The following is a 16525-nucleotide window of genomic DNA, read 5'->3' as shown; positions in this document are numbered from 1 at the left end:
TGCCTCGTGTGTTTGTCGGTGGCCTATAGCAGCAGGGAAACGCCCGGACCCATTCCGAACCCGGAAGCTAAGCCTGCTAACGCTGATGGTACTGCAACCGGGAGGTTGTGGGAGAGTAAGAAACCGCCGACACCAAACAACACAACAACTCAATACACAACAAGGGGTCCTAGACAACACCATGTCTAGGACCCCTTCCTTTTTGTTTTTACGGCACCCCAGCATCATCGCCACACCCCACCGCCGCTGTAAAAGCGGCTTAAGGGACATTTCGTGTGGATTTAGGAGCGTCCGGCCCAGCCTTTTCTTACGCCTAAGCTGGGGTTCCATTCGTTGTCGATGCCGGTGTCGTATGTGGCGGGTCGCCCGTCTGGGTGGCCGCGCTGTTTGAGTTGTTCTTTCGTCCAGGCTGCGCGTGCTGCTTTTTCTCCTTGGCGTCCGAAGTCTTGTTGCTTGGCTAACTCCAGTGGCGCTACTGGGTCTTCGGTGTGGGTGTAGAGCCACCAGTCCATGGTGATGCGCTGATGTTCATCGAACATGCCACGATGGTTTCCGGCTAAGTCTTTGAGCTGTTTGTTGATGCCGCCCTCCAGCAGGTTTGTGGTGGCTTTTAGATCCTGTGTGACACCTTCAGGCGGGTCAAGGAAGGTAAATAATTGTCCGGCGTGGATGAGTTTTTCCAAACGCTTTAATGCTCTGCGGGCGTTGCGGTGGGTGTACCACCATTTCTGGTTGGGCTGACCCATTTCGGTCCGAGTTTGCCGAGTCGTTTGCTGGTCATCGCAGCACCGTTGTCGGAGTGCACGGTGTGCACTTCAGGAAAACGAGTGAAGATGTCGGCGAACATCGCTGCTGCAAGTTGGCTGTTTTCTCGTTCTGCGACGACGAACCCGACGATGGCACGCGAGTACAGATCAATCACCATGTGTAACGCGAAGGTGTGTCCGTAGCACGGGCGAGGCAAAACGTAATATCCCAGCACAACACCTTCCCAGGGTCGATGGGCCATATCTACCTACCAGCGTCAGCTAACTTGGCCCGGCACTACCGCTCGTTAGATGTACAGCTAAGGAACGGGAAATATAGTGATATAAAGCACTGTCTAGAAAATTTCCTTGCGCATATCCATGTATGCACATACACTCTATTTCAATTGATGTATGTGCATCAATTGAAATATCCAAGCCGACACCTGACACCCAAGAGAGTCCCCTTCTAAGTCGAACACGAAGGAGCAATCATGTCCCTGGCAGCAACGACTGAGGCCATTCCCGCCCGCACTCTCAGTGCGTCGTGGGCGCAGGTCGCAGCGATTGTCGCTGCGGTCGACACCACACTAGGTAAGTGGCTGCTTGACAACTACAATATCGGCCTTACTGAGTACCGAGCCGTGCTCCATCTGAGCCGGACATCCGATCGGGAGCTGCGGATCACCGAGCTTGCGAACCGGGTCGGCCTTACTCAGAGCTCGGTAACCCGACTGGTCGAACGAATGGAGGCCAAGGGGCTGGCATTCCGGGACACCTGCCCAGATGATGGGCGAGGGGTCTTTGCAGTTATTACCGACGCCGGTCTCAAGGTCGTGACAGAAATCCACGAGCCATACGAAACGAAGATCTGCGAGCTTCTCAGTGATGCGGCCAAAAATTACCCGCAGCTGAACCTGGTTGATCTCGACCAGTCATTCCGGACAATCAGCAAGCTCATCTCCTAAGGGGCCCAGCGTTTCCGGGGTCGACCCACACACCTATATATGTATGTACATACACGCTCTGAATCGAAAGGCCTGATCCATGACCACGAAAATTGATGTTTTTATCGACTACGTCTGCCCGTTCTGCTTCCTCGTGGAGGGAGCAATCGACGAGCTTAAGCGAGACCGTGACGTCGAGGTAACCATTCGCCCCTTCGAGCTACGCCCTCACCCTGTTCCTACTCTGCGGCCAGAAGATGACTATCTACCGCGGATCTGGAAGGACGCGGTTTACCCGATGGCCGAGCGCCTGAACGTGTCAATCAGCCTCCCGACGATCTCTCCGCAGCCACGCACCGAGAAGGCGTTCATGGTACTCCAGCTGGCCCAAGAGCGCGGTAAAGCCGACGCGTACTCCGAGGCAATGTTCAAAGCGTTCTTCCAGGATGACAGGAACATCGGCGATGACGACGTGATCGTTAACGTCGCCACTTCCGTAGGTCTTGACGCGGGCGAGGTTGAAGCCGCTCTGCATAGCGAGGACCGACGAGCCAGGCAGCAAGCCGGCCAGGACTATGCAGTCAACACCGTCGGCATCACCTCTGTGCCGGGCTTCATGGTCGACGGTTATCTTCTGTCCGGAGTCCCCAGCGCTACACGGCTAAAGAAGACCGTCGACGACCTGACCATCAACACTGCCCCCCGCGAGGCTCGCCCATGAACACGACTGCCCCGGAGGCCCTCGTCGAGGTCATGGACCAGGCCGTGGAAAGGTGTGTGGAGCACGTTGAGGCCGGGGGGTTGCCCTTTGTCGGTGTAGTCGTCGACGACTCGGGCATCATCTCGAATTTCGGAGTCAACCGAGTCCGGGAGACTCGCGATCCAAGTGCTCACGCGGAGATCGTCGCCATGCGTGAAGTCCTCAACGACCGGGAGGATCTATCCGGAACCATATTGCTCGCCACCGGCGAGCCTTGCGGGCTGTGTTATCGCTTTGCTCTCGACCACGGCATCGAAGCCGTCTACGTGGCCGTCGACCGTGATGCCGTCGCCAAATGGGGATTCGACTATCGCACCAGTTATCCCTCGCTGGGCATCACCGATGAACTCCGGTCTGCCGTCTTCCATGATCTGCCCGTCGAGCGCGGCAATGAGCCGTTCTCCCGATACCTCCAGACACAAAACAAACGTGGACGCTGATCAGCGCTCCTGCACACCCTTGAAAGGACACTTACCATGAGTTGGCTCTACCTCGGAATCGCTGTCATCTTCGAAGTCGCAGTAGGCATCTCCGCCGGAAAAGCACAAGGCTTCACCAACTTTTGGTGGAGCGTTGCCACCCTCGTCAGCGGCGGAATCGGCACCTTCTTCCTCAGCCTGGCCCTGCTGACCTTCGACGTCGGTGTCGGCTATGCGCTGTGGACCTCTCTGTCCGGCGTCGGAATTGTCATCCTCGGCGCGCTATTCCTCTCTCAGAAGCTGACGTGGAAGAAGCTGCTGGGTATCGGCATCGTCATCACTGGCGTCGTCGGGCTCAACCTCGCCGGCACTGTCTAACAACTCCCCCTCGCCCCATCTTCAGAAAGGACTGCAGTCATGTCCACCAATGCGACCCGCGGCACTGCCGCCCCAGAAACCACCGAGAAAAACGCCAACCCCTGGCTGGCTCTACTACTCGCCGGAGGATTTGAAGTTGGATACGCTCTAAGCGTCAACGGCAGCGAAGGCTTCACCAACCTCACGTGGTCCCTCATAGCGATCGTTTTCTTCCTCTGTACTCTGTTCTTCCTCAGCGTGGCTCTGAAGAAGATCGACGTGGGTATCGGCTACGCCGTTTGGGCCGGAATCGGCGCCGTCGGCGCCGCCCTGCTGGGCCCCGTATTCTTTGATGAGACCCTCACCCTCGTGAAGGGATTCTGGCTGACTGTCATCATCGGTGGTGTCATCTGGCTCAAACTCGCCGACAGCCCGAAACTCGAGGCGAAAAAGAGTGATACCCGGACCGCCGTGGCCTCGGAACAGCACCAATAACAACCCGTCGGCCTACCCTCGCCCGCTCCGTGGTTCAAACCGCCCCGGCAGATGGCAGCAGGGTCGCCGCTTTCTACACCTGGTCTGCGGTCGACGGTGACGACATGGGAAATGGACGTCTATGACGGTGTGAACGAAGACCTAACCCCCGACGTGTCTACTTTCCGGGGTCAGGCCCGAATTGGCCTTACCGCACCAACAACAGTCCTCCTACCACAGACCTAGGACTATCCGGTGTTGATTTCATCGATCGGGCTGTTGGAACCGATTCAAAATCAAGATCACGGCATTATCCCAGGCTGCTCCGGGAATCCGTATCGATTTATCCACACGAAATGTCCCTTAACCCGTATAAGCCCAGACCTAAAAGGCGTCACACCCAGGGCGTGTTACACCCGCCCAACAGCCCCGGCACACCACCACCAGCAGGTCTGGACTTCCACATCTGGACACATAGAAAGAATGCCACCCCCATGAGGCAGGAATCAGGTTATGCCCATCTCACTTTTGTCGATCCCACGTTGTTTCCTTTCCCGCGGCTTTAGTCTTAGTTATGGAAGGTCCTTTCGTCTAACCAGGAGCGTGCGATGCGGATACGTCGTTCTCAAACTGTTGCCTTGACTGTAGTGGTTACAATCGCCGCATTTGTCGGGGCAGTAGCAGTGTGGTTCGCTGTCCCGTATTCACCGCTGAGGTCTGAGTTTTCGCGGGACGTGGAACGGGCCCAAGCAGCGGCTTATACAGATTCTGCTGATGTGTTTATTGAGGAAGATTTCGCCGCTTTTCCAGCCGCGATCCAAAACTACATTCAGCGCAATGGTTATATCGGTACGCCAAAGTATTCGTGGGTTCATCTAGAGTTTGCGGACGTTGACTTCCGCCAAGGCAAGGATGGGCGGAAGCTGAAAATCGATTATGACCAGTACAACTTCGCTGCCGAGCCGCGCAGGCTGGCCTTGGTAGAAAGTGCAGTGGCGGGGGTACCTTTTCAGGGATATGACTATTTCGCTGACGGTAAGGGCGGGATGAAAGGCGTCATCGGCAAGGCAGTTACGCTGTTTGATGAACGCGGTCCTGAGATGGATAAAGCAGCACTCGTGACGTATCTCGCGGAGTCGCTGTTTATTCCACAGAGCCTGTTGCGAAACGACATCGAGCTCACCGAGCTTTCTGAACGGGAAGTCGAAGCGACCTTTACTTACGAGGGCATCACGGTAGGTGGCGTGTTCACCTTCAACGAAGCCTATGAAATGGTGGAGTTTAGGACGCACGATAGGGCAGTCGCTGGTGAAGACGGCACGATGACCCAAGTGGATTGGACAGCGAGGTGTGCCGACTACCTACCCGATGCCCACGGCATTCGTTTGCCGCGCACGTTCCAAGCAGTGTGGAACTACCCTGAGCAGGATCTCGTCTACTTTGATGGTGCTATTAGCAGGGCGACATTCGGCTAAGTCGTCATGGCGCAGTAGACATCACGACCAAGCATAAGGCAGGCTTAGATTCCCAATACGGTCTTAGCGATGAGGAAATAGATAATCAGGCCCGTGGCGTCGCAGAAGGTCGAAATAAACGGATTGGAAAATACCGCCGGATCGGCCCCAATAGTCTTGGCCACGATGGGCATGAGCCCACCAACAGTCGCAGAGATGGAGCAAATTAAAAACAGCGTTGATCCGATAACAATGCCGATATCAGCGCCGTACACCACCGTGGCAAGACCGAGCCCCGCCAGCCCAAGCACCGCACCCAAAAGCATTCCGACGCGTAGCTCACTCCACAGCACAGAAAGAATGTCCCGCGTGCGAACATCACCGAGGGCTAAGGCACGGGTGACCGTGGTCGCTGCTTGATTACCAGTGTTTCCACCGGTTCCGGTCAGCAGCGGGATAAACAAGGACAGGACAACTGCCTTAGAGAGCGTGTCCTCAAAGGAATCGAGTACTTGGACCGTGAGCAGTGCGGACACTGCCAAAACAAGCAGCCAGACAATGCGGGAACGCACGAGCTTGAGAAGGGGAGTGGACAAGTAGGGCTGCTGCAGCGCTTCCGTACCACCAGCACGTGCTGAGTCCTCGCTGTCGGCTTCCTCGACGATGTCAGTGGCGTCATCGAAGGTCAGCAGACCCACCAGACGGTGCGAATCATCCACAATGGGAAGCGCCAGCATATCCAACGGTAGGAACCATCGGACGGTTTCCTCAGCATCGGCGCTGGCATAAGCAAAGAGAGGTTCCTGCATGATGGAAGCGATCTGCACCCCGGATTCCGCCGTGAAAATTTCCCGCAGGCTCACTACTCCCACCAACCGGCGGTCGGGGCGAGTTACCGGCACCGTGTAAATGGTCTCTAGTTCATCCGATTGCGCTCGTAGCGTGTCCAATGCCTCGTCGACGCTCATATCGGGGTGAATATCGGGAACCTCAGGGGACATGCGTCGGCCTACTGACCGCTTGGGATAACCCAGAATCACCCCAGTGACATCGCGTTGGGTTTGGGTCAGCGAACGCAGGAGACGGTCGGCAATCTCTGCCGGGAGCTCATCCAAGAGTGCCACGCGGTCTTCCGGTTCAAGTTCATCGAAGAACTCGTAGACATCGGCGTTGCCCAGCTCATCAATGATGTCCGCCTGGTGTTTGGCATCCAGTGCATCGAAGACAGCGATGGATTTTTCGCGCGGAAGTAAGCGAAGAGCCAGTGCCGCGCGCAGCGCATTCTGGCGCTCCACTATGGAAATGAGCTCCTTGCGCGGAACCTTGGCTAGGAGTTCCTGCAGTTGTGGGGCCTTCTGAGGATCGATGGCATCCTCTTGCTTAAGCCATGCCTCGACGATATCGCTAGCCTGCTCAGTAGTCTCCGCCATGGCTCCATCCCTGCCCTTCTTGCTTTATCAATGGTCTCCAGCCATTTAAGACTACGCGAGAGCTCACCTCTAGGGCGGTGGCTAATAAAAAGCTTGTTCCTTCATGCGAGTGAGAACATTGTGTGCCGAAATGAGGCACATCGGCACGCCCACGCCTGGGACAGTGGTGCCGCCGACGTAATAGAGATTGCTCAGCGTGCGCGACTGGTTCTGGCCGCGGAAAAACGCGGACTGGCGCAGCGTATGGGCAGGTCCCACGGCGCCACCGGACCAGGAATTGTACTGCTCGGCAAAGTCGCCGGGGCCGAGCGTGCGCTTGACGACGACTCTCCCCTCAAGATCCTTAATCCCCAACCAGGACCCCAGTTGCGCCACGGCAGCGTTAGCAATGGCATTTACGCGGGAAGATTCTTCAGCACCATAGGCATCGCCATGGCCATAGGATTCGTCCGCCGGGACGGGAACGAGGATAAAGAGGTTCTCATAGCCGTCCGGAGCCACCGAGGAATCGGTGGCGGAGGTCTTCGACACATAGATCGACTCCGAGGCTCCTAGCGGTCGCGTTGGCTCGGGGCCGTGGTAGACGGCTTTGAAGTCGGGCGTCCAGTCGCTGCTGAACAGAAGCGTATGGTGCGCTAGCTGCGGGAGAGAACCTTTCACGCCAAGAAAGACTAAGACCGTGCCCAGACCAGGGTCGCGGCGGGCAAAGTAGCGTTCCGGATAGGTCTGCAGTTCCTTCGGAAGCAGAGCAGTTTCCGTGTGGCGTAGGTCCGCGGCGGAGACAACGGCGTCGGCGGGGATTGTGCGGCCGTCGTCCAGCATGATGCCTGTCGCGCGCCCGTGCGCATGGTTGATCGCTACCACCGCTGTGCCTAGCTCGAAGGTGGCGTCGGCTGCCTGCCGCGCGATGGCGTCGACAACGGCAGCGAACCCACCCTGCGGATAGCGCACACCTTCCACTAAGTCCGTATGGCTCATCAAAGAGTACAGCGCCGGTGCCGCCTTCGGCTCCGTGGACAGGAACACCGCCGGGTAGGTCAGAATCTGTCGCAGCCGGTAATCCTGAAATCTCGCTGCCACCAGACCATCGAGCGAGCGCGTCAACAGCATTGCGAGCGTGCCCAGCCGCGTGATCACATCTTTGCTGAGAAGCTGCGTGGGGCGGGAGAACGTGGTGTAGAGAAAGTTGCGCAAGGCAACGGCATACACTTCGGAAGCTCGCGCGAGATACGCGCGCACCTTGGCGCCAGCGCCCGGTTCAAGGGAGTCAAAGAGACGGGCTACCTCGTCTACGCCTGTTTCCACGTCAAGAAACTCGCCGTCCTCGTTGTAGACGCGGTACGCCGGGGAGAGGTCAACTAGGTCCAGTTCGCGCTCAGTACTGGTGCCGCAGGCGCGGAAAAACTCATCGAAGGCCTCCGGCATGAGGTACCACGAAGGGCCGGTATCGAAGCGGAAGCCATCCACGTTCAGGCTTCCCGCACGTCCACCGACGCCGCGCTGCTTGTCGACGACCGTGACACGCATACCTTCCTTCAATAGCAAGGCCGCGGTGGCTAGACCTGCAATACCAGCGCCGATGACAACGACATGTTTGGTCATGTTTTTAACCTTTATTCCTTACCGCGAGTGCTGCGGCGCGGCTAACAAGGACAGCTTTCCGCGCTGCTGGAACGCTGACGCGAGTAGACATGATGTCGTGCGCAGGAGTGGACTCGAGGAGATCCGTGAGCTCCGTAAAGAGGGCCGTTGCTGCGGCCACTCCAACCCGGGACCCAAGGGGAAGCAAGCCCAGGGCCGTGCGGGCATGGGCTAAGTCGTCGCGGATGTCTGCAATGATCGCGGCTTTCGTCTCTTCATCGAGTTTGTCTGGCTCGCGCAGCGAGGGAAAGTAAGCGCGGCCCAGTTCACTGGAGTCTTCGTGCAAGTCCCTCAAAAAATTGATCTTCTGAAATGCCGCACCTAGGCACATGGCACCTTCTTCGACGCCGTCGGGCCGAGGCGCGCCAGCATAAAACGTATCCAAGCACAGCAGCCCAATGACTTCGGCCGAGCCCCGAACATAGGTCTTAAAGGACTCCGCTGTGTGGACGGTGCGCGTGAGGTCGCTGCGCATGGAGGCAAAGAACTCCGCAATGTGTTCGTCCTGGAACCCGCAACGCCGCGCCGAGAGCGCATAGGCGTGGACTATAGGATCGGTGTGAAAACGCTGGGAAGGTGCGGCGCGGACGGTGGCCTCGTAGGCGTCGAGAAGCGGGGCAGCAACCTGGGGATCCAACCCAGCATCGACGATCTCATCCGCGGTACGCACCATGGCATAAAGATTGCGAATATCTACTCTCACCTGTGGGTTAAGCAAACGAGTGGCGAGGGAAAAGCTGGTGGAATAATGCCGCATCACCTGCGCCGCGGCAGCTTCGGCGCTGCGGTCGTAGCGTTCCAAAGCCAAAAGTGATCCGCGCATACGCCATATTTTAGACCACACGCGTCACACATTTAACCCAAGGCAAGATAGGGTAGTGACGTTACTTTCCCTATCTATAAGGAGAACACGTCCATGACCACCCCAACGATGACTGCTGCGGCCCGCGCCGTCGACCTGTTTAAGCAATACGGTCAGGGAGACACCGCAGTGACCGCGTTGGACCACGTCAACGTTGAGTTTGCACGCAACGCCTTTACCGCCATCATGGGCCCTTCCGGTTCCGGCAAGTCCACGCTCATGCACACCATGGCGGGCTTGGACTCCGCGACCTCCGGCTCTGCCTTCATCGGTGATACCGACATGTCCCAGCTCAGCGACAAGGACATCACTGCCCTGCGCCGTGACCGCCTAGGCTTCATCTTCCAGTCCTTCAACCTCGTGCCCACGCTTACCGCGGCGGAGAACATCACCCTGCCCACTGACATCGCGGGCAAGAAGGTGGATCAGGCGTGGTTTGATGAAATCACTACGCGCCTGGGCCTGGCCCAGCGTTTGAGCCACCGCCCAGCAGAGCTCTCCGGTGGTCAGCAGCAGCGCGTGGCCTGTGCCCGCGCGCTGGTCTCGCGCCCAGAGATCATTTTCGGTGATGAGCCGACGGGCAACCTGGATTCCAACTCCTCCGCCGAGGTGCTCGATATTCTGCGCACCGCTGTGGACCAGGATGAGCAGACCGTTGTCATCGTCACCCACGATGCTAAGGCGGCGTCCTACGCCGACCGCGTGGTCTTTCTTGCCGATGGTCGCCTCGTCAACGAGCTGCATAACCCAACCATGGAGTCCATCCACGCTGTGATGGCAGAAATCGAGGGCTAAAGCATGGCCACGAAGAACACAATGCGCAGGGTATCCGTGCGCAATATTCTCGCGCACAAACTGCGCCTTGCCCTCACGCTCCTAGCCGTGGTGCTGGGTACCGCGTTCATTTCCGGTTCCTTCATGTTCACCAACGCGTTGTCGAATACCTTCGACTCCGCCGTTGACAACGCCTTTACCGGTGTGGATGCAGCGGTGAGCCAGAAGGAGGACGGCCCCGTACTTGATCAGAAGATGCGGGACGACATCGCCAATGATCCCGACGTGCGCGCGGTCAACATTCAAAGCAGCCAGACTGTCGTGGTGGCCAACGAGAAGTCCGAGGCCTTCCAGACCGGCGGCGGCACCGCTAGCGTCGAGCCATACTATCCGGCTGATCAGTCGGTCGGCGAACCTGCTGAGCTTGTCGACGGCTCCGAACCCCACGGCAGCGGTGAAGCTCTCATCAACGACTCCGCCGCCGAGAAGTTTGGCATTCACGTGGGCGATACTATCGTCGTAGTCCACCCGGACCAGCGCGATGAGGTGAAAGTGGTGGGCGTCGTCAAGCCTGCCGTGGACCAAGGCGCGAGCCTGAACCTGCTGATGGACCACGCGGGATTCACCGAACGTTACGGAGACTCATCCCAGCTCAAGGTCGCCGCAGCTGACGGGGTCAGCGCGGAAGAGCTCGTGGATCACCTCAATGAGACATTCGACGTCGACGCCGAGGCCGGCGAAGAGCTGGCCAAGGAAATCTCCGACCAGATTTCCTCTGCACTGAAGTTCGTCAACTACTTCCTTATCGCCTTCGGCCTCATTGCGCTGCTCGTGGGTACGTTCATCATTGCGAATACGTTTTCCATGATCGTCGCTCAGCGCACCAAGGAGTTCGCGCTGCTGCGTGCGCTGGGTGCTTCCCGCGGCCAGATCACGCGTTCTGTCGTTACCGAAGCCATCATCGTGGGCCTCGTCGGCTCCGCAGTGGGCGTCGTTGCCGGTGTGGGCCTCGTCGCGGCCATCAAGGCAGTCTTCTCCGCGCAGGACATGCCAATGGGTGGCGGTCTGGGGCTGAGCGTGAGCGCCGTTGTCGTGCCTCTCATCCTGGGTACGGTCGTCACCGTAATTTCGGCATGGGCGCCGGCGCGTCGCGCGGGTGCAGTTAAACCTGTTGAAGCCATGCGCACCACCGAATCCGCTGCGGGGTCCTCCTTGCTCGTGCGTACGGTTCTGGGCGCGTTGTTGCTTTTTGCCGGCATTATCTTTGCGGTCTTGGGCGTGCTTCTCGACATCTCCACAGGCATCCGCGCCACCCTCGTCGGCCTCGGCGCCTTGAACCTCATCGTTGGTTTCTTCCTCGCTGGACCTGCGATCTCGCTGCCGATCGTGCCTTCGATTGGTCGCGTCGTGGGCGCGCCCTTCGGCGCGGTGGGCAAGCTGGCCGCCACGAACTCCGCGCGCAACCCGCGTCGCACCGCAGCCACGGCCTTTGCCTTGATGTTGGGTGTTGCCCTAGTGACCGCCATCGGCATGCTGGGCGCGACGATGAAGGCTTCCGTATCTGATGCCATCGACGAGGATGTGCGCGCCGACTTCCTGCTGTCTGGCCCGACGACGGGCAATTTCCCCACGCCTAATGAAACCGCCGATCGCGCCCGCGATACCGAAGGCGCGGGCCAGGTCGTGGCGTTGGGCTCGGCACCCGTCATGGTGGATGGTCAGGCCTCGATGAACTATGGTCCGCAGGTGGTCATCAGCCAGGTTATCGGTGGCAACGCCGATGACATCCTCAACCTCACCGTCGCGGAGGGCTCCCTCAAGCTGGGCGATGAGAAGGGCTTTATCGCGGATACCTCCCTGGCGGAGGAACAAGGCTGGCAGGTCGGCCACACGTATGAGCTCACCGGCCCTGATCCCACTCGCACCAGCGAGGTGACGCTCATTGGTACCTATGAGCCCTTCCAGATGCTACCGCGTCTGGCGCTGTCCGAGTCCGCAGTAACTGAAGTTGTTGACGCCTCGACCCTTGACACGAAGATGGTCGCCGTCAACGCGGAGGAAGGCGTCGACACGGAAGAGCTGCGAGCCAACCTGGAGGAATCCGTCAAGGACCTCGTCGTGGTGCAGGTGCGCACCGGTGCCGAGCATGCGGGCGAAGTAGCCGGCATGATCGACCAAATGCTCACCATCCTCTACGCGCTCTTGGCGCTGGCGGTCATTATCGCCATCTTGGGTATCGTGAACACCCTGACGTTGGGAGTTATCGAGCGCCGCCAGGAAATTGGCATGCTGCGCGCCGTGGGTACCCAGCGCCGCCAGATCCGCACGATGATCACGGTGGAGTCGGTTCAGATTGCCCTGTTCGGCGCCATCATGGGCATGATCCTCGGTCTCGGGTTGGGCTGGGCATTTATTTCCGTGCTTGCTGACGACGGCCTCGATTCCCTCACCGTGCCCTGGCTGATGCTCATCATCATGCTGGTTGGCTCCGGCATTGTGGGCGTGCTCGCCGCCATCTGGCCGGCACAGCGCGCGGCAAAGACGCCACCGCTCGACGCCATCGCCGACTAGCCTGCGGGCCTAGGAAAGACTTAGGCAAGCAGGGAGCCGACCCAGGCCCCGCGCCACGCAAGGGCTATACCCAGCCCCACTGTCCAGAAGAGATATCGCGCCAAGCGCCACCAGCGCTTGGCCTTTATCATTTCTCCGAGTTCCTTGGCCATCGTGGACCAGGTTGATAGGCCGCCCGCTAGGCCCGCTGCAAGAAGTGGGAGAAAAAACTCAGGGGCGTGCGTGTGCGTGGCATATCCATAGGCCACGCCGGCGAGTGCTGCGCCCGTGATATTCGCCGCGAATGTGCAAGTGGGGGAGGGCAAAATGCGAGTAAGTGCGAAGCGCCCGCATCCTCCCAGAAACCCGCCAACAAGCACGGCGAGGGCGGAGATGATGATCATGCGGGCCTCCGGGAGACGTCGCCAAGCACATATGCCCCTGTACACCCCACCACAGTGGCCAGGACGTAGGCGCCTGCCTGCGCCGGCCCGAAGCTGGAGGTGAAATAAGCAAACGTGGCGAAACTGGTGAAACCACCGAGAAAGCCCGTGCCCCAGAAAGCTGGCGGCTTGGCATAGCCCATAATGGCGCTGCCCACGATGTTGATGAGCAACAACGGCAGCGCGCCGCCGCCGAGGAGAGTGGAGAGGACGAAACGGGTAAGCGCCCCGAGCGCCGCCCCGCAGCCCACAAGAATGGTCTGTGGCATGGCGACCATCCTAATTGGGATGCGAAACCTCCGCGAAGCAGGCAAGCTAAAGGTACATCCACGTCACAAGGAGGACCTCATGGCACACGAGCGCGCCGGCCAGCTAGCCCAGCCTTCCGATCTCATCGATATCGCGGAGCTGGTCACCGCCTACTACACCCGAACCCCAGATGCTGATAATCCTGACCAGCAGGTTGCCTTCGGCACCTCCGGTCACCGCGGTTCCGCATTGGATACTGCGTTTAACGAGGCCCACATCCTGGCCATTACTCAGGCCATCGTGGATTATCGCGCTGAGCAGGGCACGAGTGGTGCCATCTTCATCGGCCGCGATACTCACGCTTTGTCTGAGCCCGCCATGGTCTCCGCCCTCGAGGTCCTCTTGGCTAATGAGCTGGAGGTCCGCGTGGATGATCGTGGTCGCTACACCCCAACGCCAGCTGTTTCGCATGCCATCCTGACCAACCCAGGCACCGATGGCATTGTTATCACCCCGTCTCACAACCCGCCGCGTGATGGTGGTTTCAAGTACAACCCACCCACCGGCGGCCCGGCGGACACGGATGCCACCGACTGGATTGCGGCGAAGGCTAATGACTACCTGCGCGCCGGGCTTGAAGGCGTCAAGCGCGTTCCGGTCGACGGTGTGCTGGATGAGCGCTGCGTGAAGCACAATTATGTGGACACCTATGTCGCAGACCTGGGCAATGTGGTGGATATGCAGGCGATTAAGGACGCCGGCGTACGCATCGGTGCGGACCCGATGGGTGGTGCCTCGGTGGACTACTGGGCGGCCATCGCTGAGCACTACGGGCTCAACATGACCGTGGTGAACCCAGAGGTAGATGGCACCTTTCGTTTCATGACGCTGGATACTGATGGCAAGATCCGCATGGACTGCTCCTCGCCGGATGCCATGGCTTCGTTGGTGGAGAATCGCTCGAAGTATGACCTGGCTACCGGTAATGATGCCGACGCCGACCGCCACGGCATTGTTACCCCGGATGCGGGACTAATGAACCCGAACCACTACCTGGCCGTGGCCATCGAATACCTATTTAGCCACCGCCCCCAGTGGGGGAACGCCGGGGTGGGCAAAACCTTGGTGTCTTCCTCCATGATTGACCGCGTCGTGGCCAGCCTGGACCGTGAACTCGTGGAGGTTCCGGTGGGCTTCAAATGGTTTGTGCCAGGGCTTGTCGACGGCTCCCTAGGCTTCGGCGGCGAGGAATCCGCCGGTGCCTCCTTCTTGCGCTTCGACGGAACGGTGTGGTCGACGGATAAGGACGGCATCATCCTGGACCTGCTGGCGGCAGAGATCTTGGCAGTGACCGGCAAGACTCCGTCCCAGCGCTATGCGGAGTTGGCGGAAGAATACGGTGCGCCGGCTTATGCGCGTACCGATGCCCCGGCCAACCGTGAGCAGAAGGCGATCCTTAAGAAGCTGTCGTCGGAGCAGGTGACGGCAACGGAGCTGGCGGGCGAAGAGATCGTCGCCAAGCTCACCGAAGCTCCCGGCAACGGTGCGGCCATTGGCGGCCTCAAAGTCACCACGGAGAATGCGTGGTTTGCTGCGCGTCCGTCCGGCACCGAGGACAAATACAAGATCTATGCGGAGAGCTTCCGCGGTGAAGAACACCTGAAGCAGGTGCAGTTGGAAGCCCAAGCGCTGGTAGCTGAGGTCCTCGGTTCCTAGCTGCGCTGAGATGGGGGTACCACCACGCCTGCCCCCACTACAGACACCATGAGAGCTCCGAATCTCTGCTTCGGGCTCACTGGGGCTGCTGGCCACTTATCCGTCGAAAGATATTAAAGGTACTGGTAGCGGGTTTGCTAAGGTTGATGCGTGGCAAAAAAGAAGGTGAGCACCGCGCTGGTGCTCGACATCATCAGTGCATTCGCGCGTTTCTACATGGCCTACATCTGGATCAAGGCTGGTCTGTCGAAGTTCTCTGACCAGCTCGCAGTCTCACAAAGTATCAAGGCCTACGAGATCTTTACGCCCGAATGGTCGCACTACCTGTCCTATCTCATCGGCCCGTTGGAGGTATGCGGCGGATTGCTGCTGCTCTTGGGTCTCTTCCTGCGTCAATCGGCGTGGGTAGGGCAGGTGGTGCTGATTCTGTTCATGATTGGTATCGCGCAAGCATGGCTGCGCGGACTCGGAATTGATTGTGGCTGCTTCGAAGCCAATCCGGACGAGGACGCCCAAGTGATGAACTACATGATGACACTGCTGCGCGATCTCTTCTATTCTGTCTTAATGGTGTGGACCATCAAGCGTCCATTTACCAAGTTTGCACTGCACCCTTAACCACGGCGTGTAGGCTTCCATCTGTTCAAAGAAAAGTCATGAAGGCAAGGTTGTTCAATGAGCACAGTTAAAGACCCCAACTCCAAGAGCAATAGTGGATTCCTCTGGGGCCTCGCTGTTCTTCTAGTCATCGTGGCCGTGGTCATCGGTTACATCGTCTACCAAGGCCGCAACGCCCAAACCGATGCGCTGGGAGACTACGCAGCGGAAGAGGTCAACATGGAGATGTCTTTGGCCGACAACGCAGTGACCCTCAAGTCTCCTGAGGCCGCGAAGGACGCTGTCGAGGTTGACCTCTACGAAGACTACTCCTGCCCCCACTGTGGTGACCTGGCAAAGGAAACGGATGGGCAGATGAAGGACGCCATTGACGAGGGCAAGCTTATCGTCCACGTGCGCTCCCTGAACTTCTTGGACGGAAGCCAAAAGGGCCTGGAGAGCATCAAGACCAACAAGGGCCACTCTTCCAAGGCTGCTGCTGCAATGGAGCAGGTGGCCAAGTCTGGTGATGCCAAGCTGTACTGGAACTTGCGCAAGTACCTGATGGAGAACCAGTCCAAGGTCTACGACAAGTGGGACATGGCTGATTTCGCTGACGCCGCGAAGTCGCTGGGAGCTGACAAGGACACTGTCACGGCCATTCAGGAAGCTAAGGTTGGCGAAGGCAACGAACTCGTTACCGCCAACTACGAGAAGCTGGAATCCGAAACCGGAAGCGTGTCCTCGCCGCGCATCATCAAGGATGGCAAGGACATTCCAGAAGACGAGAACACGTCCATCATGGAATGGGTTGACCTCGTCCTGGATAAGTAGCGATTGAGTAAATAACGCGCCCCATCTCGCGATTTGGTTCGCGAATTGGGGCGCGATATATTGTTACGAGTTGCAACCGTGAAGGTTGTACCTCGTATGAGGGGCTATGGCGCAGTTGGTAGCGCACCACACTGGCAGTGTGGGGGTCACGGGTTCGAATCCCGTTAGCTCCACTTTAAAATTCAATACCGCCTTGGGGCTATGGCGCAGTTGGTAGCGCACCACACTGGCAGTGTGGGGGTCACGGGTTCGAATCCCGTTAGCTCCACTTT

General features: G+C 58.7%; 16 protein-coding genes, 2 tRNA genes, 1 rRNA gene and 2 pseudogenes. 14 read left to right on the top strand and 7 right to left on the bottom strand.

What is annotated here, in order from left to right; translation table 11 throughout:
• Window positions 1–14: 14 nt before the first annotated feature.
• Window positions 15–132, top strand: a 5S ribosomal RNA gene (gene rrf, locus QP922_RS12705).
• Window positions 133–281: 149 nt separating this feature from the next.
• Here the strand turns inward: rrf and QP922_RS12700 are convergent.
• A pseudogene (locus tag QP922_RS12700) lies at window positions 282–751 on the bottom strand (transposase family protein); the annotation flags it as partial.
• 24 nt (window positions 752–775) lie between these two features.
• Window positions 776–1009, bottom strand: a pseudogene (locus tag QP922_RS12695) (DDE-type integrase/transposase/recombinase); the annotation flags it as partial.
• Window positions 1010–1240: 231 nt separating this feature from the next.
• On the opposite strand from QP922_RS12695, the gene QP922_RS12690 reads away from it, so the two are divergent.
• From QP922_RS12690 to QP922_RS12665, 6 genes are all read left to right on the top strand, one after another.
• Window positions 1241–1714, top strand: a complete 474-nt coding sequence (locus QP922_RS12690) for a MarR family winged helix-turn-helix transcriptional regulator (protein ID WP_284809889.1) — start codon at window positions 1241–1243, stop codon at window positions 1712–1714.
• Between the two features lie 79 nt (window positions 1715–1793).
• The gene (locus QP922_RS12685) at window positions 1794–2414 is read left to right on the top strand and encodes a DsbA family oxidoreductase (protein ID WP_070672971.1); all 621 of its coding nucleotides are present in this window, start codon (window positions 1794–1796) and stop codon (window positions 2412–2414) included.
• Window positions 2411–2893 carry a nucleoside deaminase gene (locus tag QP922_RS12680; protein ID WP_070672973.1) on the top strand — a complete coding sequence of 161 codons (483 nt, stop codon included), beginning with the start codon at window positions 2411–2413 and terminating at the stop codon, window positions 2891–2893. The genes QP922_RS12685 and QP922_RS12680 overlap by 4 nt, the downstream gene beginning before the upstream one ends.
• Before the next feature lie 36 nt (window positions 2894–2929).
• On the top strand, window positions 2930–3250 hold the full coding sequence (locus QP922_RS12675) for a DMT family transporter (RefSeq protein ID WP_070672975.1): 321 nt from the start codon (window positions 2930–2932) through the stop codon (window positions 3248–3250).
• 39 nt (window positions 3251–3289) lie between these two features.
• Entirely contained in the window at window positions 3290–3724 is a 435-nt protein-coding gene (locus QP922_RS12670; protein WP_070672977.1) for a DMT family transporter, read from the top strand.
• A gap of 626 nt (window positions 3725–4350) precedes the next feature.
• A complete protein-coding gene (locus QP922_RS12665; RefSeq protein WP_350309364.1) occupies window positions 4351–5178 on the top strand; it encodes a DUF6544 family protein in 828 nt (275 codons plus the stop codon).
• A gap of 44 nt (window positions 5179–5222) precedes the next feature.
• On the opposite strand, the gene mgtE is transcribed toward QP922_RS12665, so the two are convergent.
• From mgtE to QP922_RS12650, 3 genes are all read right to left on the bottom strand, one after another.
• Window positions 5223–6587, bottom strand: coding sequence for a magnesium transporter (gene mgtE, locus QP922_RS12660; RefSeq protein ID WP_070672979.1), 1365 nt, complete (start codon window positions 6585–6587; stop codon window positions 5223–5225).
• Between the two features lie 81 nt (window positions 6588–6668).
• Window positions 6669–8189, bottom strand: a complete 1521-nt coding sequence (gene crtI, locus QP922_RS12655) for a phytoene desaturase family protein (protein ID WP_284809885.1) — start codon at window positions 8187–8189, stop codon at window positions 6669–6671.
• Window positions 8190–8193: 4 nt separating this feature from the next.
• On the bottom strand, window positions 8194–9051 hold the full coding sequence (locus QP922_RS12650; RefSeq protein ID WP_284809884.1) for a phytoene/squalene synthase family protein: 858 nt from the start codon (window positions 9049–9051) through the stop codon (window positions 8194–8196).
• Between the two features lie 93 nt (window positions 9052–9144).
• Here QP922_RS12650 and QP922_RS12645 point away from each other — a divergent pair, with 93 nt between their 5' ends.
• Together QP922_RS12645 and QP922_RS12640 are read left to right on the top strand one after the other, a co-directional pair.
• Complete coding sequence (locus tag QP922_RS12645) at window positions 9145–9885, top strand: ABC transporter ATP-binding protein (RefSeq protein ID WP_102234048.1); 741 nt, start codon at window positions 9145–9147, stop codon at window positions 9883–9885.
• 3 nt (window positions 9886–9888) lie between these two features.
• Window positions 9889–12435: an ABC transporter permease gene (locus QP922_RS12640; protein WP_284809882.1), complete on the top strand. Its 2547-nt coding sequence runs from the start codon at window positions 9889–9891 to the stop codon at window positions 12433–12435.
• Between the two features lie 20 nt (window positions 12436–12455).
• Here the strand turns inward: QP922_RS12640 and QP922_RS12635 are convergent, their stop codons facing one another.
• Window positions 12456–12818 carry a fluoride efflux transporter FluC gene (locus QP922_RS12635; RefSeq protein WP_284809881.1) on the bottom strand — a complete coding sequence of 121 codons (363 nt, stop codon included), beginning with the start codon at window positions 12816–12818 and terminating at the stop codon, window positions 12456–12458.
• The gene (locus QP922_RS12630) at window positions 12815–13126 is read right to left on the bottom strand and encodes a fluoride efflux transporter family protein (RefSeq protein WP_284809880.1); all 312 of its coding nucleotides are present in this window, start codon (window positions 13124–13126) and stop codon (window positions 12815–12817) included. The genes QP922_RS12635 and QP922_RS12630 overlap by 4 nt, the downstream gene beginning before the upstream one ends.
• Before the next feature lie 79 nt (window positions 13127–13205).
• Here QP922_RS12630 and pgm point away from each other — a divergent pair, with 79 nt between their 5' ends.
• The 5 genes from pgm to QP922_RS12605 all read left to right on the top strand — a co-directional run bounded on the left by pgm (window position 13206) and on the right by QP922_RS12605 (window position 16521).
• Window positions 13206–14822 (top strand): phosphoglucomutase (alpha-D-glucose-1,6-bisphosphate-dependent), encoded by a 1617-nt coding sequence (gene pgm, locus QP922_RS12625; protein ID WP_284809878.1) that lies wholly within the window; start codon window positions 13206–13208, stop codon window positions 14820–14822.
• Between the two features lie 150 nt (window positions 14823–14972).
• Window positions 14973–15440 (top strand): MauE/DoxX family redox-associated membrane protein, encoded by a 468-nt coding sequence (locus QP922_RS12620; protein WP_284809876.1) that lies wholly within the window; start codon window positions 14973–14975, stop codon window positions 15438–15440.
• A 57-nt stretch (window positions 15441–15497) separates the two neighbouring features.
• On the top strand, window positions 15498–16253 hold the full coding sequence (locus tag QP922_RS12615; protein WP_284809874.1) for a DsbA family protein: 756 nt from the start codon (window positions 15498–15500) through the stop codon (window positions 16251–16253).
• A gap of 100 nt (window positions 16254–16353) precedes the next feature.
• A tRNA-Ala gene (locus QP922_RS12610) sits at window positions 16354–16426 on the top strand.
• 22 nt (window positions 16427–16448) lie between these two features.
• Window positions 16449–16521: transfer RNA gene (locus QP922_RS12605), tRNA-Ala, on the top strand.
• The last annotated feature ends 4 nt before the right edge of the window (window positions 16522–16525 follow it).

The organism is Corynebacterium sp. MSK218 (assembly GCF_030232655.1).
Lineage (GTDB): Bacteria > Actinomycetota > Actinomycetes > Mycobacteriales > Mycobacteriaceae > Corynebacterium.
This window is presented reverse-complemented; position numbering and strand designations above follow the sequence as displayed.